The organism is Cyanobium sp. T1G-Tous (genome assembly GCF_024345455.1).
In the GTDB taxonomy this organism is placed as follows: Bacteria; Cyanobacteriota; Cyanobacteriia; order PCC-6307; family Cyanobiaceae; genus Cyanobium_A.
This window is the reverse complement of the sequence record NZ_JAGQBD010000011.1, coordinates 22,873-44,605: the sequence shown is the minus strand read 5'-3', so window position 1 is coordinate 44,605 and position 21,733 is coordinate 22,873. Positions and strand designations below refer to the sequence as shown.

Below are 21,733 nucleotides of genomic sequence, written 5' to 3'. Positions count from 1 at the left end.
ACCACTCTCATGCCCGAAGTTGTTCTTCAGCTGTGCTGGCCTGATGGCGACGCCAGTAGTTTCTATTCCCCATCTACGGTGATCTATGAATTTTTCAAACCCGGCGACACTCTCAGCATCGCCGAGCTGGAGCAGAAGGGTCTTGCCGCTTTGGAAGAGGCCTCTGAGCGTGTGCGAGCGCGCTATGGCTTTGCCTGCACCCGCACCGACGAGGAGGCAGTGAAGCTGAAGAAAAAGATCGCCAACTACAGCGCTAGCGAGAATGTTCGCATCAGCGCCCTTAATACCTGATCACAGCGAAACAACTTCTTCAGTACATAACCATGACCAGCAAGCCTCCTTTTCCGCCATTCACTCTTGAAACCGCCATCCAGAAAGCTCGGATGGCTGAAAATGCCTGGAATGGCCGTGATCCACAGGCCGTTGCCATGGCCTATACAGAAGACAGCCGCTGGCGAAACCGCAGCGAATTTATCCAAGGCCGCGACCAGATTCTCCAGTTTCTGAAACGTAAATGGGCCAAGGAATTTGATTATAGACTGATCAAAGAAGTGTGGGCGTATACCGACAGTCGTATTGCTGTGCGTTTCCAGTATGAATGGCACGATAACGCCGGTAATTTTTTTCGCTCGCACGGCAACGAAAATTGGGAGTTCTCGGAAACTGGACTAATGCAACGCCGTGAAGCCAGTATCAACGATGTGCCCATTCAAGAAGGCGACAGACTGTTCACCTGGGGAGATGGGCCGCGACCTGAGAACTTCCCTGGTCTGACGGAGCTTGGGCTCTGAGGCTTCCTCTGTAATAGCTGCCTCCCTGCCAATTCAGACCATGGATCAGCTGCGTCTGTTCATGCAGCACCATGTGTTTGCCGTTTGGGATTTCATGTTGCTGATGAAAGGGGTGGCAACCATGAAGTGTCGTGATGGCCGTGGGATCGCCGGGTGCGTATTCCTGATGTTTTCGCCAGACGCAATCCACGCGATGGACACCTTCTGCCGCTGTTCACCAGCCTGGGTGTACCGAAGGGTGGGATGCCAGAACCGATCACTCCATCGGGGCATCAACATTCATCTGAACGCGATAGATCGCTACTCCATTAAGCGCACTGCTCGATCGCATTGCCTGAGTTTGAGGCAGGCTTACTCAGGGTCCTCTCCATTGTGCTTCCTTCCTGCGTCAGTACGCCTCTGGGATCGGTCCCATCGCTGCGCCACACCTGGCGCCGAATCCCATGGCCATCCGCTCTGCTGCCGCCTCACCGTTCTGCAGGCCAGAAGAAGATCCGTTCCTGCTGCTCGAGTCCACCCTTCGTTCCATCGAGGTGGTGCTGATGCTGCGGCGTGATCTGCCACTGCGCCGCACCTGGAGCGAGCAGCCCTATGGAGAGGAGGAAATCACCCGCTTGGAAGAGGAGGTCCTGCCCGCCATCCGCGAGTGTCTGGCCCGCGTTGATGAGCTCGATCAGCGGCTGCTGGCCCAGCATGAGTTGCTGGTGTTGCGCTGCGAGCTAGAAGCCAAGCGGCACGCTCTGGCCTAAGGCCCAGGAGCCAAGGGCTCAGGAGCCACAGGCTCAAGCCCGGCCGGGGGGCAAATCCCGGCTTTTTCACCCTGTTGTTTTGCTGGAGTTCAGGGTCAGGGGTGGTGCAGCGCAGGGGAGAGCACTTCCCCGATGGTTCGCCCAAGCGCCAGCAACCTGACGGGCTGGCAGCGCCGCAGGTTCAAGGCCAAGGCGAGCGCCCTGCTGGCGGCCTTGACCCAGCGGCTTGCTGGGCGCGAGTGGGGGCGTTTTTTCTCCTTCCTGCGATGCAAGCCACCTCCACCCTGCTCCGCTCCAGCAGCACAAGGCAGCACAAGCCGGCCCCGGCCGTTCAGCAGCTGGTGCTCTTCTCTTTGCCCGAGCCGCTCGCCTGCTGCTGGGATCTGATCTGCCCAGAGGAAGCCTGGGAGCAGCCCCTGCGCTGGGCCGTTTAAGGCCAGCGCAGCTCGAGGCCGCTGGTAGCTAGCGGCCTTGCTCCACCCACTCGCGCCTGCTCGGGGATTGCGCGGCGGCCACTGGAGCTTCTGCTGCCTGTAGATGGCACTCCACCCGGTTTTGCTTCGTGCCAGCGGCTAGAAACAACCCGGCAACCCGACAGCCCCAATGCCCAGGTTCGCGGTGTTTTTCAGTGATGAAGCCGGGGCTGGCATCCAATTTGTTCAGGCGCTGGATCGGAGCCACGCCAAAGACATCCTGCGAGCCACCCATCCAGAAGGCCCGCTGTGCGTGATGGCCGCAGATCTAGTTGAGGGCCAGGATCTCCATGACCTGTTGCGCAGCTGGCTGAACAGGCAGGGATGAGGACCAGAAGAACCAGCACTACCCCCAGGCTGCTTCCTGCGTCGTGGTTCCTGCGTTGAGAACTGCCGCTGGGCAATCATCCCGTGCTGCGTAGATCGGTAAGCGGCCTACGCCCTTCCACCCACTCGCTCCCACTCGGGGATTCCAGCTTTGCGCTTAACAGCAAGGAAACCGGGTCTTGCTCCACCGGTTCGCGCCTGCTCAGGGATTCCGCTGCAACCCAAGCAGTACCTGACCTTGCTCCCCTGAGTTGTCCACCAGTGGCTTGCTCCGGGCCTTCCTCAGTCTGAGGCCCTCCTGACGTCGGACCTCTGCTTCGGGAAGTCCCTTCGCTGCGCCCGATGGCGCAGAAGATCATGGCTTCTCATTCAGCTGCCGCTTCACCGTTCTGCCGTCCTGAGGAAGATCCGTTCCTGCTGCTCGAATCCACGCTCCGCTCGATCGAGGTGGTGCTGATGCTGAGGCGCGATCTGCCGCTGCGTCGCACCTGGATCGAGCAGCCCTATGGACAAGAGGAAATCACCCTCTTAGAAGAAGAGGTGCTGCCCGCCATCCGCCAGTGCCTGGCGAGGGTGGATGAGCTCGATGAGCGGCTGCTGGCCCAGCAGGAGCTGCTGCGGCGCTGCACGCTCGAGGCCGAGCGCGATGAGCTGGCCACACGGCGGCTGCAGATGGCCTGAGCAGCCATCAGGGCCGGGGGCTGCGGCTGCCGGCCCCTCAAGCCTGCTTTTCAATGTGCCCGCATATGTTGTTGAGCAGCCGCCCAAGAACAATGACGAGAAATCTATGCAGAATGCGCATAGTTCTTGGCGGCCTTGCGCTACTCGCCTCTGCCGGAGCAGCCATCGCGGCACCACGGGATGAGATCAGCGCGCCGAGCAGCACTCCAGCCAACGTGGACCTCAAGGGCGTCGGCTACTCGGCCGATCTCAAAGGCAAGATCGTCGTTTACAAGGTCAAGCTGGCGGGAGGCAACGCCTGGGTGACGGGCGCACCCAACAGCTGGGCCATCTTTGATGTGGTCGATGGCCGCAGTGTGATCCTCAAGCAGAGCACGTTGATTGTGAATGGCTGGACGGGCTATTCGAAGTGGTGGGATCACAACGTCATTGCCACCCGTGCCTGCAAGCAGACCCAGACCGGCTGGGATGACCCATCGAGCTGTGTGATCGGCAACGGCAATGTCGTCAAGCTGCCGGAAGGGGAGTCGATCTTTGATTACTTCTTTGAATTCAAGTGGGAGGAAAACGGCGGCGTCCAGGTCGGCAAGACAGCCATTGATCCCAAGGCCAAGCCCACAGATGTGCGGTCGATGAACTGAGGATCGCCCATGAGCTTTTTCCGTGCTCTTCCCGTCCTGCTGACGGCTCAGCTGCTGTTCGCGCCCTTGGCGGTCCAAGCGGGCTCCTATGAAGCCCGCTGTGCCAGCAAGCGTGACTGCCTCGTCAAGATCCTTGGCGACCGCCTAGTCGTTGACGGCAAAACCGTTCCTGTTGATGCCGTCACCAGCTGGGCCAAAGGTGGGCCCGGCAGCCAATCCAATGCCGTACTGGGTGCAGGCGCCACGCTTCTCTTTGGCGCTCCGGGGCTGCTGGCCTTTGGTCTGCGGTCGTTCAAGTCAACCTTCTCCATCGCTTACTACAACGCGGAAGGGGAGATCGCTGAGCTTGCCTTTGCCTTCGACAACGGTGATGCCAGCCGCTTCTTTGAAACGGAAATCCAGGCCGCTACAGGTCTGCCGCTCGGAAAAGTGAAGCGAGAAGCCAAGGACTTCAAGTGGAAGGAGTCCGACTACCCCTCGCCCCGATAGCAATTCACCCCTTGCCAGCGGCACAGGAGTCAGTGGTCTGTTGCGCGCATTGACATCCCTCAATCCGCAGGCGTAACTCCTCAACCAAGGTCTTCAACCCAGGGCATCCCAGCAGGGAGCGGGGCACCAGCAGATCGAGCTGCTCCCAGAGCGGCTCCCAGGCCGGCACCGCCGTGAGCTGGGCCTGCTGCCAGGGCGGTTGGAGCAGCAGCTCGGCCGGCACCGGCAACAACACACCGCCCTGCTCCAGCTGAGTGATCCACTCCATGGCCCTGGTGCTGGCGCAACTCATCAGCGGCGCCAGCTGCATGTCCTCCAGCGCCTGATGCAGCTCCATGGCCGCTGCTCGCGGCGGTGCCAACAGCCGTAGAGGGGGAATGGGAAGGCGATGGCCCCCGGCGGCTGGGGGCTTGCAGGCCAGCACTAGGGGGCGACGGCCGAGATCCACACGCACGAGTGATCCCGCCAGCAGCTGGTCCGCCCCCTTTGCGCCCTGCAAGGCCTTCTCGCCCTGCCCCGTCTGCAGCAGCACGGCGTCCACAGCTCCGCAACGCACCAGCTCAGCCCATTGCCGGGGGCTGCGCCAGGCCTGCGGCAAGTCGGCGCCAACGCCCACTCCCTCCAGCAGGTGCTGATGGAACAGATCAGCCGCCAGCTGAGCCTGCCCACTGTCGACGCGCTGCCAGCGCTGCTCTGAATCCCGCCCCAACCCGTGATCGACGAGAGCAGCGGCTAAGCCAGCGGAGCCTCCAACGGGCGGCGTTGGGAAACAGCGGTGCACGGGACGGGGCGAGCAACGGGCTTCAAAGGCTCCAACGGGGCTGGCCCCATTGCGTTATTCCCAGAGACAGTGACAAGAACCTCTCCCCCAGCCGCAAGTCCTGGAGGCCCCATACAGCTCTGGAGCCGCCGGATTCAGCCTGGTCACAAAACAGGCATCCGTGGGAATACTGAGGTCATGACTATTGCGCCATGGCCCCAACTACCACCTCCGCACCGATTCGCGCCCACCTGATGATCGGTGCCGCCGCTAGCGGCAAGTCCACCGTTGCTCGCATCCTGGCCCGGCTGCTCAGCAGCACTGATCGGCCACCGGCGCAGATCATCTCCACCCGCGAGTTGCGGATTGAGCTCTTTGGTGATCGCGGCGTCTTTGGCCCCTGGGCCCAGCTGGAAGCCGTGATGAACGAGCGCATTGCCGATGCTCTGCGCAGTGGAGCCCCGGTGATCGTCGATGCCACCCACGCCCGCCGGCCCTGGCGGCTGGCGATCACCCAGGCACTGGAGCTGCCGGTTCCCGTGGAATGGATCGGCTGGTGGGTGAATACCCCCCTGGAGCTCTGCCTGGAGTGGAACCGCTGCCGCAGCAGCCATCAGGTGCCAGACACCGTGATCCACGAGCAGTGGTCGGCCCTGGCCAATACGCCCTTCTCCCCCAGCCGCTCCGAGGGTTTTGCGGCCATCGTCGCCATCGAGCTGGGCCATATCTCCCAGCGCGATGGCCAGCTGGAAGCCCACCTCAACGCTGAACTCGGCCGGCTCGATTGCCGCATCCGCCGCGCCCGCAACAGCGAGAGCCGCTACCAGCTGCATGGCTACTCGCGGTTGCTGAACTTCGAGCGGCTGCTGTTTCTGATCCAGCTACTCACCCGCTTCCCCGAGCTCACGGCCAATGATGCACTCACCGGCCAGGCGCTGGAGGCTCTGGTCACCCCCCTGCCATCCGGCGGTCTGGCCGAGCGCGCCGCGGCCTATCTGGCCAGGCTGCACGGGCCTTGTTACGGCGATGCCGCGGCCGTGGATGCCGATCTCAACTGGCTGCAGCAGCAGGGCTTCTGCTCCCGCCAGCCGACGCTCAGGAGTAACGATCCAACGCAGCAGTGGTGTGACCTCGAGGCACCGCCGTGGCCGGCGGGACCCACCAGCGCCGGCAACGCAGGGCTGAGCGGCGGCTGGGCCAGCGTTGCTGATCGGGCCAGCTTCTGCCGGGTGATGACCCTGCTGCGACACATCCTCCACGCCCCCCTGGATCACAACCCGGCGTTGCCGGTCCATGCCCATCTGGCCCAGCAACTGGCTGAGCGCAGCGGCGACGGTGAGCTCTGGCAGCAGCGCCGCGTGCATCAGGACATCACCAATGTCCTGACGCCCTACGGCTTCCGCAGTGCCAATGACCACCGCCGCAATGGCTATGCCCTCGGGGCCTCCCTGCTGTCGATCCCTCGGCTGGTGGAGGTGCTGGCGCTGATGCGCGCCAACGCCGATCACCTCGGTGATCCCACCGGCCAAGAGATCTGCCAGGAACTCAGCGAGCGCCTGCTTTGGAGCGGTGTGGCTATCGAGGCCATCACGCCGGTGCGCAGCTACTTCAACCGAGCTCTGCAGGGCGATGGCCAAGCCCAGCAGGCCAGCTTGCTGAACGTGCGCCAGGCCGAGCGCCTGATGGGAGCTATCCAGCAGCGCCAGCGCGTCGTGCTGGCGGCTGTCCTGCAGGGGCAGCACCGCCATGCCACCCCTGCTGCTCCCCTGGGGGTGTGGCCGCTGCAGCTGATCTTCCATACCAATGCCTGGTTCCTGCTCTACGAAACCGATGCCGTCGGTCACGCCAGTGGCCTGCTGGGTTGCCGTCCCATCGAGGAGCTGGCACTGCAGACAATCGAGCGGGGCAGCCGCCGCAGCAGCGCCGAGCATGGTCGGGCTGTGCGGCGGGCCCAACTGCTGCAGGAGGTCTGCGCCAGCCTCGATTTCGGTGACGATCCCGCCGCCCAGCTGGAGCTCTGCAACGCCACAGCCGAGCAGCGCCAAGCCCTGCTCGTCACCGTAAAGCTGCACGCCACCGCCGCGGCCTTCTCGGTGATCCGCCGCCAGATCAAGCGCTTTTCCGCCGGCGCCCTGCGCCTGTCACACCCGGCGCCGGGCGATCTCTGGTGGCCGTCATCTCCAGCCCACGTGCTGCGTTGCGATCCGGGCACGTCAGTTCTGGGCAGCAGCCATCTCTATCCCGTGGAGATCGATCTACCACCCTGGACTGTTACCAGGGATCTCGAGCTGCGCCGCTGGCTGTTCAGCTTCGGCGGCGGCGTCCGAATCGACGCCCCCCTGGCCCTGCGGCAGGAACACCAGCAGTGGCACAAGACAGCCCTGTCGGCCTACCCGCAGCGGCGGCCGCGGAAGAAGACGGTGCGCGGCGTCAAGCCAATGCCAACAACGTTGATGACGCTACAGCCCCAGAGAGATAGCCTTCGGGCTAGGGAATAGCAATTGACGCAATGACAGGCGAGGAGAAACTATTCAATGCCGCCGCTTTGATTTATTTGAAGGACCGGGAGGGTGTGACCGTGCCCAGCCCTGAAAAGTCCCATATCGGCAACTCGCGCATCACCCTCCGATCAGCTGATGGCCAGCTGCTTGCGCACATCCCTTCTCAACAGGCAAAAGATGCACTGACTTCCGGTCGCTTTGGAGACCTGGAAGGCAAACTCTCTTCCCTGGTCAAGCGCAGAGCAGAAGAAAAAGCCAGAGAAAAAGAGGAGAGGGGCCAGAAACTTCTTGAGCTCAAGGCTAAAGCCAGTACATGGCTGAAGATGGCGAAGGAAAAGCTAAACCTGGCAAAGCCACCTGAGAATGGAGGCCGCACTCCCCTGATCAAAGCTGGGGTTATCGCACTGGGGGGCGTGGCAACAGTGTGGGGCATCAACTTCATCTCACTGCAGGCACCGCTCAATAGCGTCATCTCGTCTGACTACCGAAACTCCGGCATCAAGGCGAGCGCCAGCTACCAATGGATGATCAATCCAGGCGTTCTGGTCTTCAGCGTGGATGAAGCATCATCTGCAAGCCCGGCCGACGTCTCAAGAATTCTGCTTCAGTACGCCGAGCGATTAGAGGGAAGAAAGTTCACCTCCGTCCTGCTGGCGCAGAAAGGCAAGCCGATCTTTCTCCTGAAAGGCGATTACTTCAAGCAACTCGGTGACGAGTACGGAGTACAGAACGTGATCTACACCCTGCGGACCATGCCCGAGAATGTTTACGAACTTGATGGTTCTCCCGCATTCTCCAGTTGGTCCGGAGGCTGGCTCGGGGTCGTGGGCCAGCAGTTTGATGACCTGAACGATTTCCACCGCAGGTGGTTGGTGGACGAGCCGTAGAGCCGAAATCAGCAACTTCCCCGGGGCCAGAGCACACCGCGGCTCGGCCGGCTGCTGCCTCCGTTGCCTCCACCACTCTCGCTCTCGCCACCGCCACCGGCATTGCCTTCCCTGGTGAGGGCCGCCTCCAGCCATGGCCGGGCCAGCCGATGGGAGAGCAGGTAGCTCGGGTAGTGGCCGCCGATGCTCCAGTCCCAGGTCAACCCCAGCAGGGTTTCGCTCTGGGGGACCACCCGCCGGATTAGATCGCAGTCATGGGTGCGCTCACGCCACTCGCTCCAACTCGCCCATGACAACCAGCTGCCGCCCATCGGCTGCAGTTCCCCATCCACCAGCTCCACCCACAGCTCTACTGCTGGTTTGGTCAGTTGATACAGCCGGCTGGCCCCATCGGGCTGGCTGATCCGGCCCAGGTTGTGGAGGTCACGGCCATCCCCACTCACGTAGTGGGCCGAGCTGCCCTGCCAGATCCGTGGCGGCAGTGGCACGCGGATGCTGTCCTCGCCCACAGAGGAACTGCTGCCGCTGATGCTGCGCAGCTTGGGGATCACCCAGTTGGGGGCAGCCAGGGTGATGCCGCCGTTCCAGCGCCGGCTGTCAGCCTGCAGGCCATCCAACCAGCCACTGCTGCTCCAGGCCGTACCGCAGGCTGTGGCCACCGGAAACAGCACGTTCCAGGAGGGGCTGGCCGTTGTCCGCCACAGCAGCAGGATCCAGGTGCGCCCCATGGTGTTGGTGATCGGCACCTTGGTGTCATGGATCGATGCCAGGAAGAACTCCTGGCCAGCGGCCCGCTCCTGCAGCACAAACAGGCCTCCCTTGGCGCCATCGCTCACGATCTGGGCCCCCTGCCGGCTGCCCCAGTCACTGGGCAGCAGGTCCACCAGGGGTTCAGCGAACGGGTTGGCAAAGCTGCCATAGCCGTCCTGGCTGCCGTCGTCACTCCAGAGTCGTTTGCGCTGCAGCTGGATCGTCAGGGCATTGGTGCTGGTGTCCCCCGGTGGCTGGGCCCATAGGAGGCACCAGGGGTCCACCGGCCCTCCGATCTCCAGCAGGAAGCCCCGCTTGCTGCCGTTCAGCGACGACGTATGGGTTTTGAGCAGGGCCAGCTGCGCGTTGGCGTTGCCCGGGTTGGCGTTCACCGCCGCAATAAATCCCTGCAGCGCCGCCATCAGCTGGGGGAACACCGCCGTTGCCGTGTTCACCGTCCAGTCCATGGCGCTCCAGGTTTGCAGCCCCGCCAGCAGCGCCATCTCAGATCAGCACCTGCAGATAGCGGTTGGGGTTGAACCAGTGGCTCTCGCTCTCGGCTGAATCCACCAGCTGAAACGGTGTGGTCTTGATCGCGTGCGCAAAGTCCGGCGGCAGCTGCGGCGACCAGTAACGGCGGATCGGCTGGGCGATGAACTCCGTTGCCCCGAAGCTCGTCGTCAGCTGCAACGGGCTGTGGATCGTCTTGCTGTTGGTGAGGGTCTCGACGCTGTCGGGGGTGCTGCTGGCCAGCACATGGCAGTTGCTCGGTGGGGCCGGCAGCGCCATGAAGGTCGTCCATTTGGTCTGGGCCATCCGCGCCAGCAGCAACCAGCGCTGGTTGGCCTGGCAGCGGGCGATCAGCAGCGGCAGGTGCTGGTAGCTGCTGCTGTCGAACGCAGTTGTGCTCCAGCCGAAGTACTCCTGGCCGGGTGCCATTCCCTGGAACACCACCGTGTCCACCGGGGTGCGGTAGCTGCCCTGATAGGCCAGAAGGTTGGCGATCGTGCCGCGGCGACTGGTGATCGCCGTGGCTGAACCGGAGGCCTGTTTCACCAGGCCGTGGCTGCCGATCGTGGTGTCCAGTGGGTCGTAGTGGGCTTCAAAGCCAAACCAGGCATCGATGCGGTTCACATCGCTGCTCACCGGCGCGTTGATGCTCCCTGCCACGCACTGGGCGATCACCGCCCCCTCTGGTTGCTGCAACCGCAACGTCCAGCCGCAGTAGAGGCCGTCGTCGGCTGGGCCCTTGAGCACCGTGATCGGCTCGCTCGGGTGCTGGCCGTTCACCACCGCCAGCCAGTCCGCCAGTAGCGCCTGGATCTGTAGGGCCACCGCATCCCAGCGGTACACCTTGTCGTAGCTGGCCAGATGGCTCAACAGCGCTGCCATCAGTCCTGCAGCACCACCGCCGTCACGTCCAGCTCACACACCGCCGTACCCGGGGTCTGGGGCCGCAGCAGGGCAAACAACCGCCGCTGGGGTGGATTGGCGGCGTTGTAGTAGCTCGCCCCCGGCGGCATCAGCAACTGCTCACCGGCCTGCTCAAACAGCAGATCGAGCATCACCCCGGCCGACGGGCTGGGGTCCTGGTTCAGCGGTCGGCTGCGATCCCCATCGCGGGCCTGGGCACTGCAATAGAAGCTCACCCAGGCCGGCTGGCTGCAGCGCACCGCCAGAAACTGGCCAAACACCCCCAATCCAACAAACTCCAGATCTGCGCTCGCCGGGTAGGTCAGCGCTGCGGTGGACTGCTGCTCCAACACCCGCCGCGGCGTGTCGATCCGCGGCACCCAAGTGCCGGCGGTCCCGCTGGTTGGTGTGCCCGTAGAAGGGGAAGCCATCAGGGCAGCACCGGAACCCGCCGCACCGCCCGCGCCAAGAAGCTGGTGGTTTTGCTGGCGTTGAACGGCACCCCTGAGCCGAACTCATAGGAGGCGGCGGTGCTGGCAGCCGCTTCCGTCGAACTCCAGAAACTCTCGAGCGGATCGAACATCTGCGCTCCGTTGGGGTACTGGAACGCCACCACCGAGGTGGTCGGTGGATTGCTGTAGGTGTAGTCGCCCTTCTGGGGAACGGCATAGGGGTTGGTGCCGTAGCCCATCTCCGCCTCGTTGCCGGCGGTGTCCTCCGGCTTGAAGTGCCAGTACAGGAGGTTCACCTCCAGCTTGGAAGGCAAGTACCAGTCGCTGTAACCACCGATCGTCAAGCTGCGGCACCACTGCGCCGCCGGGTGATTGGCGTCGTTGACCAGCTCGGAATTGGCAAACCCATCGATCACACTGAAGCTGCCCGTGTCATCGGCGGTGCTGGTCTTCCACTGCTTGGCGGCCTCGCCGCTAGCCCGCGGCGCCACGATCAGCGCATGGCTGGCCACCCCATCACCGGCCAGGGAGATCACCCCGGCGTAGTAGCCGCCGAGGAACAGCGAACCCAGCGGCGGCAGGTCCGCCACCCGCAGGGGCTGCAGCTGGTAGACATCGCCGCTCACGGTGTCGAGATAGAGATCGCCGTCGCGGGCCCCCTCCACCACCGCCGGTGGAGGCCCGCTGCCAACGAACCAACCAGTGCCCCGCTCACCATCGAGGCCATTTGCGCCGGCGGGGCCCTGCACACCTTGGCTCCCCTGGGGGCCGGCAACGCCAGCAGATCCCTGAACGCCCTGGCTCCCCTGGATGCCCTGACTGCCTTGATCGCCCTTGGGTCCCTGGGGACCCGCCGGTCCCGTTTCTCCCTGGGGTCCGGCCGCTCCAGCCGGGCCTGCCGGGCCCTGGATCGCCCCGGCATTCACCCAGCTGCTGCTGGCCTCATCCCAGCTGTAGAGCGTGTCGCCCTCGTCCTGAACGATGTAGGCATCGCCCTGGACCATGCCGCTGACTGGCAGAGCACTGGCGGTGGGCACGGTGCCCTTGAGGTTGATGCCGGTACCGGCAGGCCCCTGGATGCCGGTAGGGCCCTGGGCACCCTCAGGTCCGCTGGGGCCGGCTGGACCCTGAATGCCCTGCGCGCCTGCTTCCCCCTGGGGACCCTGGGGGCCTGTTGCACCGGGGGCACCGGCCAGGCCCTGGGCACCGGGATTGCCCTGGATGCCCTGGGGTCCAGCGGTGCCCTGCGGGCCGGTCGTCCCCGGCGAGCCCTGCGGCCCGGTGGCGCCCTGGGGGCCGCGGATATTGCCGGTTGCGTTCCAACCCATGGACGTTGCCTGCTGCCGAGGCGATCAGCTCTCCCCTATTGCCAGCAGAGGCGGCAGGCCGCTCAGGCCAGCTGCAACCACCACAGGCGGGTGGTGTTGGCACCCGCGCCCACATCGGCATCGATCACAGTTGAGCTCACCACTGAGGCAAAACCCTGCAGTTGCACGGTGGTGGTGCCCGTCAGCGCCACCAGGCACTGCAGGCTGATCGCCACCGATGAGGGGTTGCTGGAGGCCGTGGTGGCCTCACCGCTGGCGTAGGTCGTCGTGCCGTTCCAGATCCGGGCCCGGCCCGTCCACAGCGTGGTGGCGCCGCGCCGCATCGTGATCGTGGCGCCCACCAAATAGGTGCCGCTGTTCAAGTTGGCGCTCAGCGCCGTCACATAGGTGGCGGCCGCGCTGATCGGCACATCGGCCGCCAGCACCAACTGATCCCAGCCCGGCAGAGGTGGTCCGGTCGGGCCTGCGGGGCCCGCCGGACCCTGGGGGCCCATGGCGCCGGGAGATCCCTCCGGCCCGGCAGCTCCTGCTGTGCCCTGCGGCCCGGCCGGTCCCGCCGGACCCTGCAAGCGATCACCGGTTGTCGTCCAAACGCCCATGACTCACACCACCAGCTCGTACACCTGACCGCTGAGCCGATCGAGGTAGAAGTCGCCCGGCGCCGGAGCAGGCAGCAACAACTCGCTCAGCGGTGCCCCCTCGCCGGAGTACCAGCGCGTGCCGCGGCTAGCAGCGCCACTGCCGCCCACCACCACCAGGGCGGGTTCGCCATCCACTGGACTCGGCAGCAACGCCAACCCGCCCTCAGGGTGCAGGCGCAGCTTCCACACCACCGCCTGGCGGCCGTCGTACACCGCTCCGGCGATGCCATCGCCCGGCACCAGCGGTTGCACCACCCCGCTGCCGTCACTGATGGCACCGGCGCCTTGCTGCACCAGCGCCGGCGGCACGGGGCAACCCAGCAACGCCACCTCCAGCTCGCCGAGCACCAGACCGATCTGCACCTGCAGCGTCAGATCGCTGCGCTCCAGATAGATGTGCCGGGGCCGTGGCAGCTGACGGCTCAGCGCCGACCAGGAGAAGCTCTCGGCATGGCCGTCGCCCCAGCTCACCTGGATCGGCTGAGGGATCAGCCCGCGCGGATGGATCAGCAGTTCGATCGCCGCACTGCCGATCGGATCGTTCCAGCGCGGCGGTGAGGGCAGCCAGAACAGCTCCAGCGGATCCGCCGGTACCGGTCCGAGCCGGTAGGCAAGCTCAAGCCAGCGCGGCACCTCATGGGGCACTACCCACTGCTCCTCTCCCGGGCAGCCCGCAGGAGGCAACAGGCGGATCCGATCGCCATAGCCGGCGGCCGGCTCGGGGAGGGGGTAGGGCATGGCGACTCCCCCGCCTCAGACGTCGTCGCTGACCGGAAGCAACGCGGCTTCCCCATCCAGCCGCACGGCCTCCTCCACCAGCTGGGCCTTGGTGAGGCTGCCATCCAGCATCACCGCATGGGCCTCGGCGCAGTGGTCGATGATCTGCGCCTTGGTCATGCCGGCGTAGTCCGGAACGCCGCCGGCCTCGCTGGTCGAGAGCACCGGCACCTGTTCCTCTAGCGGAACAGCCATCGGCTCCTCAGCGGACTCCCCGGCTCCAGCCAACAGATCCAGGGGCACAGCGGCTGCATCGAGCGGCTCCGCTGACTCCGGCGGCGCAAGCTCGGCGGGCAACGCCGCAGTCGGCGCTGGCGCCAGGGCATCGGCCGCAACCGGGCGCTCTGGGGTCACCGGCAGCACCACTGTCCAGCCCAGCTCCATCCAGCCCTGGGCATGCACCGGCCAGATGAAGCGGCTCTCGCCGCCCTTGGTGATGCGCAGCATCCCCTCCGGCGGCAATTCCAGGATCGGATCAGCGGTCGTCACAGCCATCAGCTCGGTGGGGTCACTGGGTCGCAGGGCATCGGTGGGCGGCTGCTCCGCCGCCACTGGATCAATCGGCGGCGCAAACGGCAGCTCCGGATCACTAATCGGCACGGCCGGCTGAAACAACGCCATCGGGCTGCCGGGCACCACCGGCCGCACCAGCGCGCGCGGCGCCTCCTGGCCGTCGCCCTTCCTGGCCTCCGCCAGGAGATCGGTGCTGAGGTCGCTCATCACGCACCTCAAGCCGGCACGGTGGCGGTCAGACCCACGTAACAGCCATTGGGCGTCGCCGGGCTGACACTGGCGCGGGCAAAGCACAGGGCCGGCAGGTCCACGTCATCGAGGTCAGCCGACGCCACGCTCAGGCCGTGGCCGCCGATCATCGTCTCGATCCGCCCGCCCTCAGCCGGGATCGCCACGGTGGCGGCCGTGATCCAGCTACCCATCGTGCCGTCGCGCAGCACCGGCGCCAGCTCCACCACTACGGTCACAGCCACGCTGTGTCCCGGGTGGCTGGCCACCAGGGTGAAGTGGGAGCTGACATCGAGCATCGTGCTCAGCCGCACCACCTCACCGCTGACGCGGGTGCGCTCAAACGGATCGGTGGCGCTGTAGTTGATCCAGCCCACCAGGGTGGTGGCGGCATCGATCAGGGGGGTGCCCGCATGGCGAGTCATGGTCATGTCTCCGGTTGAATAGGAAGAAACAGGGCGCGGGTATGGCCGCCTCAGCCCGCCATCGGGGCGATGTTGAACAGCCGTCCCGCGGCACTCGGGTCACACACCGCAAAGCCCACGTACCAATCGACGCGGGTGCGGAACACCGGTGCATCGGGTACCTCACCGAAGTCCCGCACGGAGATGCCGTAGCGGCTTTCAAACGGGCCCTGCAAGCCAGTGACACCGAGGTCGCCGAGGGTGCAGCAGTAAAAGCTGGTGGTGCCGCCGGCTTCGTCGTAGCCGAGCACCTGCTGGCCCTGGGCGTCCTTGTCCACCCGCAGGATCTCGGCCTCCTGGTAGTAGTGCCGCCCGTCGATCACCTGGTAGAGATCGCCGCCGGCCTCCCGGGACAGTGAGCTGATCTGGCGCCGGCCGGCCTTGCTGGTGATCAGCACCGGCGCACTGCCGTAGGCATTTACCGAATCGAGCAGGGCATCGAGCTTCTTGAGGCTCAGGGCACCGCCGCCGTTATTGATCGCCATCGAGTGATCGGTGGGGATGCGCTTGCTCAGCCCGTTGAAGGCGCGCGGATCAAAGGCGTCATCGCCGTTGACGATCGCCGCCTCCAGGGTCAGGCGCATCGAGCGCACCTTCATTTCGGTCTGGGCGGCACGGGCCTCGGGGCCCTGCAGATCCACGATCGAGCGGTCCACATCCAGATCGCCACCAAAGAGGTGCACGAACTCCTGGCCGCTGTCGACCACGCCGTAATCGCGGCGGTAGCCCTCATTCACGGCGCGGAAGCCCACCCGCGGCAGCTTCTGCTCCACCGGAAAGGCGAGCGAGCCGCCCTGCAGGTTGCGGAACGGCAGCCGCCGCAGCAGCTCGCCCTCCATAAAGGTCTTGATCACCGCCAGACGCTCAATGCGCGTCTCGTATTTGGCGGCCTCGATCAGCGTGAGGCCCATGGCAACTCCCGGGGCCTGGCCCCAGCAACGTCCTCCCCTATTGCCAGATGGCCAAGGAGCGTCGGAGCGGGCCGTCGGAGAGGGCCGCTGGCAAGAGGTGCTGGTGACCTCCCTGCCATGCACACCGACAGCTTTTCCAACGAGCGCTGGCTCCAGTTCTGGGCGAACTACAAGGGCGCAGCCCACGCCAACCCCCAGCAGGATGCGGCGCTGCTCGAGCTCAAGGCCGCGATCGACCGGGCCGACAGCTCCATCCTGGTCGAATCGGCCAGCTGGACTGCCACCTGGCGTACCAAGCCGGAAGCTACCAGCAGCAATCCGCTGACGGTGCCTTACTTCTCCCAGCTGGATAACGCCTCCGGCGAGGGCTACCGCGAGTGCTTCTCCTCCAGCTGCGCCATGCTCGCCGCCTTCCACGGCAAGGTCAGCAGCGACGACGAGTACAACGCCATCCGGGCGCAGTACGGCGACAGCACCAGCTCAGAAGCACAGCTAGCAGCCCTGCGCTCCCTGGGGCTGCAGGCTGATTTCCACACCAACGGCGGGCCGGCCGATCTGATGGCGGAGATCGATGCTGGCCTGCCCGTGGCCACCGGCTGGCTGCACAAGGGTCCTGTCTCAGCACCCACCGGCGGCGGCCATTGGACGGTGGTGGTGGGCTACACCGATGGCCAGTGGATCCACCACGATCCCAACGGAGAAGCCGCCCTGGTGGGCGGGGGCTACACCGCCAGCACCAACGGCGAAGCCCAGCACTACTCCTTCCAGAACTGGAACCCCCGCTGGATGCCCGGCGGCACTGGCGGCTGGTTTCTCAGCGTCCGGCCCTGAGCCATGGCAGCTGCCCCACCGAATGGGCCGGAGCAACCAGCCGGAGCTGGGCCCGTCGGAACTCGACCGGGATATTTCAATCGCGAGCGGTTCCTCTTCACGCTGCTGGCCGCCGTGATCCTCACGGAACTGCTCGTCTATCTCACTGGCACGGCGGTCTGCAGCTACCGCTCCCTGCATGGCCTGGTGCAGGACGGTGCCTGCCTGACCTTCCTGGATCGGTTGCGCACGGCCTTTGATGCCACCACCCAGACCCTGCTCGGGCTGCTGGGTGGTGTGGCCTTGGCCAAAACCAGCCGGAGCCAGTGAGCGAGACACGGCCATCAGAGCGCCGGCTCGACCCTTCCCTCAGGGACGGGGACGCAGCACCAGCCACACCACCAACAGCAGGCTGGTGGTGCTCACTGCCGTGAAGATCCAGTCGGCGTAGGGCGTCCAGGGCATCGCGCCAGCCTGCCAGAGGCTGCTCAGCCGAGAATGGCTCAGCTCATCACGGTCCAACCGCCATGGCCAGCGGGATCAAGGTCACGTCCAATCCGGATCCTGCTCACCTCCAGAGCCTTGGCGTGATGAGCTGGCCCACCTGGGGCTGTGAGGTCAGCACCTTCCCTTGGACCTACGACGAGCAGGAGACCTGCCTGCTGCTGGAGGGGGATGTCACGGTCACCCCGGATGGCGGCGAACCCGTGCACTTTGAGTCCGGTGATCTGGTGGTCTTTGATGCCGGGCTGAGCTGCACTTGGGAGGTGCATGCCCCAGTGCGCAAGCACTACCGCTTTGGTTGAGCACTGCCACAACAGTGGGGCCGCCAGAGTGGAGCTGATGCAGGCACCGCACCCACCTTCACCCCGCGAGACCACAGAAGCGATGGTCCGCAACATCGGCCGGGAGATGGCTGAAATCCAGCGGGCCATCGGGCGCTGCCGGGGTGATGCGGTGGCGGAACCTGAGCTGACTGGCACGTGGATGGCTCACCTGCTGATCTGTAGCAAGGAGCTGCTGCACAACCTGCTGATCGACACGGCGCCCAGGCCCAGGCGGATCGAGCCATGGGCGGCGGCTGATCCCAGGGCCCAGACGCCTTGAATCCCCGTAGCCTGAGCTCATGAGCTCCCGCATCACCCACAACCCGGCGCAATGCGGCGGAAAGCCCTGCATCCGCGGGATGCGCATTCGCGTGCGGGACGTCCTTGAGCTCTACGCCGCCGGGATGAGCAGCGAGCAGATCCTGGCTGACTTCCCGGATCTGGAGGCGGAGGACCTCAAAGCGGCTTTGGATTACGCCGCCCGCGAGATCGATCACCCGGTTCTGGTTGGATGAAGCTTTGGCTTGATGCCCAGCTTCCGCCCCTGTTAGCGCGGTGGATCAACGAACAGGGCTGGGGATTGGAGGCCTAGCTCGCCTGCTTCTGACCTGCTGAATAATCCGTGATTACCCCTGTTTGGGGGTATCCCTGCTGAAGCCTGCCGTAAAGAATAAGCTCACTTATGAGCTGATCTTGCTTCTCCTGCGCTCCTGGCTAAAGCAGGAAAGCTCGGTCGCTGGGAACCGCCGCTTTCTCTGGATGAGGAAGCTTCGGGCGAGCGCGCTGCTCCTTGTACTGATCACCGGCCTGGAGGGGTTGCGCCGTCATCAGAACACCCAGCAGCAGCTGGTACGTCAGCAGCAGGAACAGCTGGAATTGCTGCAGGTGCTGGTTCGGGACAACAAACGCCCACTCTCGGATTGGGCGGCATGGGACGAGATTCTGGCCTTCAGTGAAGGACAGCAACCAGATTTCGTGGACCGTCTGATGCGCACCACCGCGCTGCTCGATGGTGGCGCCGTGATGGCCATCTACGACGCTGACGGCCAGCAGCTGGCCCTGGAAGGCGTGGATCGGCAGGAGCGAACCAGCCAAAGTCTTCTGATCCGTTGCCTCCATGACGTGCTCCGGGAGCGCCTGCGCCAGGACGCCGACCATCTTCCGCTGATCTGTCCGAGCACAGCAGGCCCACTGGTTGGCGGGATCGCGGTCATCACCGATACCGCCATGCAGCGGCGCAGCGATCACAGCCTCATCTACCTGGTGCCTCTGCTGTCGGCCAGTGATGGGACGCAGCTGCAATCAGGCCTGCGAAGCCTCGCCGACCAACTGGTGCTCAACGGGGGCGTCCCCCCTACGGCTCAAGATGGGCTGCGCACGGTTCAACCATCGCTCTGGACGGTCGGTGGGCGCCAGCTGCAGGTGCGTCAGCCCCCTTCAGGCGAACGCTTGCGCGAGGAATGGCTGACTCTCAGCGGGCTGGTGGTGGTTGGTTTACTGCTCGTCCTGGCCCAGCGGATGCGCTGGATGCTCGCCCAGAGACGTCTGCAGCTGGAGAGGATTCGCGGCGAGCGCCTGGTAAACCAACGGATGCGAAATACAGAGCGCGAGCTCACCAGCCTGCTGGATCAGGTGCAGATCGGCGGCGAGGGGTCGGAAACCAAGGCCTTCGCATGTTTGTTGAGACGTCACGAGGATGATCCGAGTGAGCGCATGCCGAAGCAGGGTCGCTTCGAGCGACTGGCTGAGCGACTCGAGATGGTGCTTCAGACGGCGCGCTCCCTGGCGCTGTTGGATCCCATCACCGGCCTGCCCAATCGCCACTACTTTCTCGAAAGGCTCCAGTGGGAAAGCGAGCGCAGCTGCCGCATCGGCAAACCCCTCGCCCTGCTGTTCATCAACATCGAAAAGTTCAAGGAGATTAATGATACCTATGGCCTCAGCACCGGAGACAGAACGCTGAAGGACGTCGCCCAAGAATTGCGACACCTGATCGGCGACGACGACTTCCTCGCCCGTTTCGGTGGGGACGAATTCAGCCTGATTCTCAACACAGAGGACCTGGATGACCGCGACGAGGCCGCAGTCCGCAGCTATGCCCACGGGCGCGCGTTTGAGCTCCTCGAGAAATTACGAGCTCAAGCCAGCACCCAGCCGGAACGCATCAAATTCAACCTGAGCATCGGCATTGCCATCAGCGATCCCTGTGGCACCACGGCGGAGGAAATGATCCGGCGCTCAGATTCGGCGATGGTCATGGCCAAATCGAGACATGAGCGTCACATCTCAGTGTTCGACATCGAGAGCGACCGGGATGCGCAGAACAACTACCGCCTCTTCAACGCTCTGCAGAGCGACATCAGCCATGCCCCGGAGCGCTTCAGCATTTTATTTCAGCCAATCGTCGATGCAAGAGGTCAGCTGCTGAAGGTCGAAGCCCTGGCGCGCTGGAGCAACCCTGAATTTGCAGCTGTGCCGCCCGATGTGTTCTTTGCCCTGGCGGAGCGTTATCGGCTGATGCCAGAGTTTGGACGCCTGCTGCTTGCCATAACACTGCAGGAGCTGAAAAAGCTGCGGCAAGACTTGAAACAGCCAACACTTCCCCTGGCACTTAATGTCAGTGCCAGCCAACTGGCACAGGAAGGATTCGGGACAATGCTGCTTGCCGAGTTCAGCCAGCAGCGCATCGCAGCAGAAGGAGTGACGTTAGAAATCACGGAATCCGCAGTGGTGGAGGCCAGCGTCGAGCTCACCGACAATCTCAGGAGACTGCGACGCGCTGGCTGCAAGCTGGCCCTGGACGATTTCGGCACCGGTTTCTCCTCGCTGCGTCTGTTGATGTGGCTGAGGCCAGATGAAATCAAGATCGACAAATCCTTCGTGATGTCTGCCGCCGACGATCTCATTGCGCGCCAGATTGTCCGGCTGCTGTGCACCCTCTCCCGGGACATGCGCCTCACCTTGGTGGCGGAAGGTGTGGAAGAGGAAGTCCTCTTCCAGCTGCTGCGCGAGGCGGGCGTTGAGCATTTTCAAGGCTACCTTTTCTCCGCCGCCCTGAGCCATGAGGAACTGGCGGCTAGTGAAGGATGTTTCCCGCCACGGTATCCTCCAGATCCAGTTATTGCGAAAAAACTCATCGAAAGCGAATCGAAGGTAAATCGAGCTTTAAAACTCCAGCCTGGGGGAGCAGCTTAAGATGGAAGATAAAAAAGTAGACGTAGAAACCTTCTCTCCCCCAGAAAATCACTTCAAAGAAGTTGAACGACTCAGAATTCTATTAGGCCTTAAGATTCTTGATACCAAACCAGAAGAAAAGTTTGATCGCTATACACGCATAGGCAAAGCCTTGCTTGGAGTTGAGCATTGCCTGATATCCTTGGTTGATGCAGAAAGGCAATGGTTTAAAAGCGATGCGGGCAATATTGGATGTTCTGAAACAAGTCGTGGAGTATCTTTTTGTGGGCACGCCATTAATCAGCAAGGTAGGATACTGCTTGTTGAAGACGCAAGTAGCAGCCAAATATTCAAGGGCAATCCGTTAGTTGTTGATGGTCCTAAAATACGCTTTTACCTTGGCGTGAAGATACGAGACAAGGCGACAAGTCTGCCCCTAGGGACACTGTGCGGAATCAGCTCATCACCAATGAGCCCCACCGACGAGAAAATAAATAGCATGATTGAACTCGCAAACTGCGTCGAGGCGGACATTGCCAATATGCAATATGCCTCATGTGACCCCCTTACAGGGCTAAGCAATCGAAGAGCCTTTTTTTCGTTTGCAAACCAATTAATCAATATCGCAGCGTCAGCCCATCATTGCCTTATTTTCCTTTATTTCGACTTAAACAGGCTTAAGTTTGTTAACGATAGTTATGGACATGAGGCCGGTGATTTTTTTATCAAGCATTTCGCATCTGCACTCCAAGCCTCAGTACGTAGCGGCTCCCACTGCGATGTGCCAACTCGACTTTCTGGCGATGAGTTTGCCGTTATACTCATTGCCGAGAATCCCAATGGCCTTGTCAGAATACTGCTTGAAAGATTGGATGTAAATCTATCGAAATCTAGTAAAAAGTTTAAAGATACATTCTCTATTAATGTAGACATCACGTGTTCGGCGGGATCATCTCAGTCCATGCCGGTTTACAGCGCGGATGATATCAGCATACCTGCACTGCTTAATCAAGCTGAGGCTCACATGCGCGCCTCAAAATCAACCTTGAAGCATAACGCTATGAGTGAACAAGAGCCGTCTCCTTGCATCCAGCATGTGACCTGGCTTGATACCAGCAGCTGACGGTGTCGGCCTCAAGCCAGGCC

General features: G+C 63.5%; 28 protein-coding genes. 18 read left to right on the top strand and 10 right to left on the bottom strand.

The window, feature by feature from the left end; genetic code table 11:
• Positions 1–9: 9 nt before the first annotated feature.
• From KBY75_RS08030 to KBY75_RS07990, 9 genes are all read left to right on the top strand, one after another.
• Positions 10–291, top strand: a complete 282-nt coding sequence (locus KBY75_RS08030) for an MSMEG_0570 family nitrogen starvation response protein (RefSeq protein WP_254929156.1) — start codon at positions 10–12, stop codon at positions 289–291.
• Positions 292–323: 32 nt separating this feature from the next.
• The gene (locus tag KBY75_RS08025; protein ID WP_254929155.1) at positions 324–791 is read left to right on the top strand and encodes a nuclear transport factor 2 family protein; all 468 of its coding nucleotides are present in this window, start codon (positions 324–326) and stop codon (positions 789–791) included.
• A 40-nt stretch (positions 792–831) separates the two neighbouring features.
• Positions 832–1,347: a DUF3050 domain-containing protein gene (locus KBY75_RS08020; protein WP_254929154.1), complete on the top strand. Its 516-nt coding sequence runs from the start codon at positions 832–834 to the stop codon at positions 1,345–1,347.
• Entirely contained in the window at positions 1,235–1,540 is a 306-nt protein-coding gene (locus KBY75_RS08015; protein ID WP_254929153.1) for a hypothetical protein, read from the top strand. The genes KBY75_RS08020 and KBY75_RS08015 overlap by 113 nt, the downstream gene beginning before the upstream one ends.
• 266 nt (positions 1,541–1,806) lie before the next feature.
• Entirely contained in the window at positions 1,807–1,974 is a 168-nt protein-coding gene (locus tag KBY75_RS08010; protein WP_254929152.1) for a hypothetical protein, read from the top strand.
• Between the two features lie 169 nt (positions 1,975–2,143).
• A complete protein-coding gene (locus tag KBY75_RS08005; protein ID WP_255016846.1) occupies positions 2,144–2,341 on the top strand; it encodes a hypothetical protein in 198 nt (65 codons plus the stop codon).
• A 356-nt stretch (positions 2,342–2,697) separates the two neighbouring features.
• Complete coding sequence (locus KBY75_RS08000) at positions 2,698–3,021, top strand: hypothetical protein (RefSeq protein WP_254929151.1); 324 nt, start codon at positions 2,698–2,700, stop codon at positions 3,019–3,021.
• Positions 3,022–3,134: 113 nt separating this feature from the next.
• Positions 3,135–3,662, top strand: a complete 528-nt coding sequence (locus tag KBY75_RS07995; RefSeq protein WP_254929150.1) for a hypothetical protein — start codon at positions 3,135–3,137, stop codon at positions 3,660–3,662.
• A gap of 9 nt (positions 3,663–3,671) precedes the next feature.
• Entirely contained in the window at positions 3,672–4,151 is a 480-nt protein-coding gene (locus KBY75_RS07990) for a hypothetical protein (protein ID WP_254929149.1), read from the top strand.
• A 4-nt stretch (positions 4,152–4,155) separates the two neighbouring features.
• On the opposite strand, the gene KBY75_RS07985 is transcribed toward KBY75_RS07990, so the two are convergent.
• Complete coding sequence (locus KBY75_RS07985; protein WP_255016852.1) at positions 4,156–4,932, bottom strand: hypothetical protein; 777 nt, start codon at positions 4,930–4,932, stop codon at positions 4,156–4,158.
• A gap of 191 nt (positions 4,933–5,123) precedes the next feature.
• On the opposite strand from KBY75_RS07985, the gene KBY75_RS07980 reads away from it, so the two are divergent.
• The gene (locus tag KBY75_RS07980; RefSeq protein ID WP_255016854.1) at positions 5,124–7,409 is read left to right on the top strand and encodes an ATP-binding protein; all 2,286 of its coding nucleotides are present in this window, start codon (positions 5,124–5,126) and stop codon (positions 7,407–7,409) included.
• An 11-nt stretch (positions 7,410–7,420) separates the two neighbouring features.
• On the top strand, positions 7,421–8,299 hold the full coding sequence (locus tag KBY75_RS07975; RefSeq protein ID WP_254928817.1) for a hypothetical protein: 879 nt from the start codon (positions 7,421–7,423) through the stop codon (positions 8,297–8,299).
• A gap of 8 nt (positions 8,300–8,307) precedes the next feature.
• On the opposite strand, the gene KBY75_RS07970 is transcribed toward KBY75_RS07975, so the two are convergent.
• The 9 genes from KBY75_RS07970 to KBY75_RS07930 all read right to left on the bottom strand — a co-directional run bounded on the left by KBY75_RS07970 (position 8,308) and on the right by KBY75_RS07930 (position 15,776).
• Positions 8,308–9,552, bottom strand: coding sequence for a hypothetical protein (locus KBY75_RS07970; RefSeq protein WP_254928818.1), 1,245 nt, complete (start codon positions 9,550–9,552; stop codon positions 8,308–8,310).
• Between the two features lies 1 nt (position 9,553).
• Positions 9,554–10,441, bottom strand: a complete 888-nt coding sequence (locus tag KBY75_RS07965; protein WP_254928819.1) for a hypothetical protein — start codon at positions 10,439–10,441, stop codon at positions 9,554–9,556.
• Positions 10,441–10,893 (bottom strand): hypothetical protein, encoded by a 453-nt coding sequence (locus KBY75_RS07960; protein WP_254928820.1) that lies wholly within the window; start codon positions 10,891–10,893, stop codon positions 10,441–10,443. The genes KBY75_RS07965 and KBY75_RS07960 overlap by 1 nt, the downstream gene beginning before the upstream one ends.
• Complete coding sequence (locus KBY75_RS07955) at positions 10,893–12,242, bottom strand: collagen-like protein (RefSeq protein ID WP_254928821.1); 1,350 nt, start codon at positions 12,240–12,242, stop codon at positions 10,893–10,895. Before KBY75_RS07955 ends, KBY75_RS07960 begins: the two co-directional genes overlap by 1 nt.
• A gap of 62 nt (positions 12,243–12,304) precedes the next feature.
• The gene (locus KBY75_RS15330) at positions 12,305–12,841 is read right to left on the bottom strand and encodes a collagen-like protein (RefSeq protein ID WP_261347304.1); all 537 of its coding nucleotides are present in this window, start codon (positions 12,839–12,841) and stop codon (positions 12,305–12,307) included.
• Positions 12,842–12,844: 3 nt separating this feature from the next.
• Positions 12,845–13,621, bottom strand: coding sequence for a hypothetical protein (locus tag KBY75_RS07945; RefSeq protein ID WP_254928822.1), 777 nt, complete (start codon positions 13,619–13,621; stop codon positions 12,845–12,847).
• 15 nt (positions 13,622–13,636) lie between these two features.
• Positions 13,637–14,380, bottom strand: a complete 744-nt coding sequence (locus KBY75_RS07940; RefSeq protein ID WP_254928823.1) for a hypothetical protein — start codon at positions 14,378–14,380, stop codon at positions 13,637–13,639.
• An 8-nt stretch (positions 14,381–14,388) separates the two neighbouring features.
• Entirely contained in the window at positions 14,389–14,826 is a 438-nt protein-coding gene (locus tag KBY75_RS07935; RefSeq protein ID WP_255016855.1) for a hypothetical protein, read from the bottom strand.
• A 50-nt stretch (positions 14,827–14,876) separates the two neighbouring features.
• A complete protein-coding gene (locus tag KBY75_RS07930; protein WP_254928825.1) occupies positions 14,877–15,776 on the bottom strand; it encodes a major capsid protein in 900 nt (299 codons plus the stop codon).
• A gap of 117 nt (positions 15,777–15,893) precedes the next feature.
• Between KBY75_RS07930 and KBY75_RS07925 the strand changes: the two genes are divergently transcribed.
• The 7 genes from KBY75_RS07925 (at position 15,894) to KBY75_RS07895 (ending at position 21,710) form a co-directional block, all read left to right on the top strand.
• A complete protein-coding gene (locus KBY75_RS07925; protein ID WP_254928826.1) occupies positions 15,894–16,607 on the top strand; it encodes a C39 family peptidase in 714 nt (237 codons plus the stop codon).
• Between the two features lie 3 nt (positions 16,608–16,610).
• Positions 16,611–16,916 carry a hypothetical protein gene (locus KBY75_RS07920; RefSeq protein ID WP_254928827.1) on the top strand — a complete coding sequence of 102 codons (306 nt, stop codon included), beginning with the start codon at positions 16,611–16,613 and terminating at the stop codon, positions 16,914–16,916.
• 197 nt (positions 16,917–17,113) lie between these two features.
• Positions 17,114–17,392, top strand: coding sequence for a cupin domain-containing protein (locus tag KBY75_RS07915; RefSeq protein WP_254928828.1), 279 nt, complete (start codon positions 17,114–17,116; stop codon positions 17,390–17,392).
• A gap of 37 nt (positions 17,393–17,429) precedes the next feature.
• A complete protein-coding gene (locus KBY75_RS07910) occupies positions 17,430–17,693 on the top strand; it encodes a hypothetical protein (RefSeq protein WP_255023556.1) in 264 nt (87 codons plus the stop codon).
• A gap of 19 nt (positions 17,694–17,712) precedes the next feature.
• Positions 17,713–17,928, top strand: coding sequence for a DUF433 domain-containing protein (locus KBY75_RS07905; protein ID WP_254928830.1), 216 nt, complete (start codon positions 17,713–17,715; stop codon positions 17,926–17,928).
• A 370-nt stretch (positions 17,929–18,298) separates the two neighbouring features.
• Entirely contained in the window at positions 18,299–20,608 is a 2,310-nt protein-coding gene (locus tag KBY75_RS07900; protein ID WP_255023562.1) for an EAL domain-containing protein, read from the top strand.
• Between the two features lies 1 nt (position 20,609).
• Positions 20,610–21,710: a sensor domain-containing diguanylate cyclase gene (locus KBY75_RS07895; RefSeq protein WP_254928832.1), complete on the top strand. Its 1,101-nt coding sequence runs from the start codon at positions 20,610–20,612 to the stop codon at positions 21,708–21,710.
• The last annotated feature ends 23 nt before the right edge of the window (positions 21,711–21,733 follow it).

Coding starts and splice junctions, on each gene's coding strand:
- KBY75_RS07980 (WP_255016854.1), top strand. CDS start 5,124: ATGGCCCCAACTACCACCTCCGCACCGATTCGCGCCCACCTGATGATC.
- KBY75_RS08010 (WP_254929152.1), top strand. CDS start 1,807: ATGCAAGCCACCTCCACCCTGCTCCGCTCCAGCAGCACAAGGCAGCAC.
- KBY75_RS08030 (WP_254929156.1), top strand. CDS start 10: ATGCCCGAAGTTGTTCTTCAGCTGTGCTGGCCTGATGGCGACGCCAGT.
- KBY75_RS08020 (WP_254929154.1), top strand. CDS start 832: ATGGATCAGCTGCGTCTGTTCATGCAGCACCATGTGTTTGCCGTTTGG.
- KBY75_RS08025 (WP_254929155.1), top strand. CDS start 324: ATGACCAGCAAGCCTCCTTTTCCGCCATTCACTCTTGAAACCGCCATC.
- KBY75_RS07960 (WP_254928820.1), bottom strand. CDS start 10,893: ATGGCTTCCCCTTCTACGGGCACACCAACCAGCGGGACCGCCGGCACT.
- KBY75_RS07905 (WP_254928830.1), top strand. CDS start 17,713: ATGAGCTCCCGCATCACCCACAACCCGGCGCAATGCGGCGGAAAGCCC.
- KBY75_RS07910 (WP_255023556.1), top strand. CDS start 17,430: ATGCAGGCACCGCACCCACCTTCACCCCGCGAGACCACAGAAGCGATG.
- KBY75_RS07975 (WP_254928817.1), top strand. CDS start 7,421: ATGACAGGCGAGGAGAAACTATTCAATGCCGCCGCTTTGATTTATTTG.
- KBY75_RS07995 (WP_254929150.1), top strand. CDS start 3,135: ATGCGCATAGTTCTTGGCGGCCTTGCGCTACTCGCCTCTGCCGGAGCA.
- KBY75_RS07895 (WP_254928832.1), top strand. CDS start 20,610: ATGGAAGATAAAAAAGTAGACGTAGAAACCTTCTCTCCCCCAGAAAAT.
- KBY75_RS07970 (WP_254928818.1), bottom strand. CDS start 9,552: ATGGCGCTGCTGGCGGGGCTGCAAACCTGGAGCGCCATGGACTGGACG.
- KBY75_RS08015 (WP_254929153.1), top strand. CDS start 1,235: ATGGCCATCCGCTCTGCTGCCGCCTCACCGTTCTGCAGGCCAGAAGAA.
- KBY75_RS07955 (WP_254928821.1), bottom strand. CDS start 12,242: ATGGGTTGGAACGCAACCGGCAATATCCGCGGCCCCCAGGGCGCCACC.
- KBY75_RS07990 (WP_254929149.1), top strand. CDS start 3,672: ATGAGCTTTTTCCGTGCTCTTCCCGTCCTGCTGACGGCTCAGCTGCTG.
- KBY75_RS08000 (WP_254929151.1), top strand. CDS start 2,698: ATGGCTTCTCATTCAGCTGCCGCTTCACCGTTCTGCCGTCCTGAGGAA.
- KBY75_RS07915 (WP_254928828.1), top strand. CDS start 17,114: ATGGCCAGCGGGATCAAGGTCACGTCCAATCCGGATCCTGCTCACCTC.
- KBY75_RS07925 (WP_254928826.1), top strand. CDS start 15,894: ATGCACACCGACAGCTTTTCCAACGAGCGCTGGCTCCAGTTCTGGGCG.
- KBY75_RS07930 (WP_254928825.1), bottom strand. CDS start 15,776: ATGGGCCTCACGCTGATCGAGGCCGCCAAATACGAGACGCGCATTGAG.
- KBY75_RS15330 (WP_261347304.1), bottom strand. CDS start 12,841: ATGGGCGTTTGGACGACAACCGGTGATCGCTTGCAGGGTCCGGCGGGA.
- KBY75_RS07940 (WP_254928823.1), bottom strand. CDS start 14,380: ATGAGCGACCTCAGCACCGATCTCCTGGCGGAGGCCAGGAAGGGCGAC.
- KBY75_RS08005 (WP_255016846.1), top strand. CDS start 2,144: ATGCCCAGGTTCGCGGTGTTTTTCAGTGATGAAGCCGGGGCTGGCATC.
- KBY75_RS07935 (WP_255016855.1), bottom strand. CDS start 14,826: ATGACTCGCCATGCGGGCACCCCCCTGATCGATGCCGCCACCACCCTG.
- KBY75_RS07920 (WP_254928827.1), top strand. CDS start 16,611: ATGGCAGCTGCCCCACCGAATGGGCCGGAGCAACCAGCCGGAGCTGGG.
- KBY75_RS07965 (WP_254928819.1), bottom strand. CDS start 10,441: ATGGCAGCGCTGTTGAGCCATCTGGCCAGCTACGACAAGGTGTACCGC.
- KBY75_RS07945 (WP_254928822.1), bottom strand. CDS start 13,621: ATGCCCTACCCCCTCCCCGAGCCGGCCGCCGGCTATGGCGATCGGATC.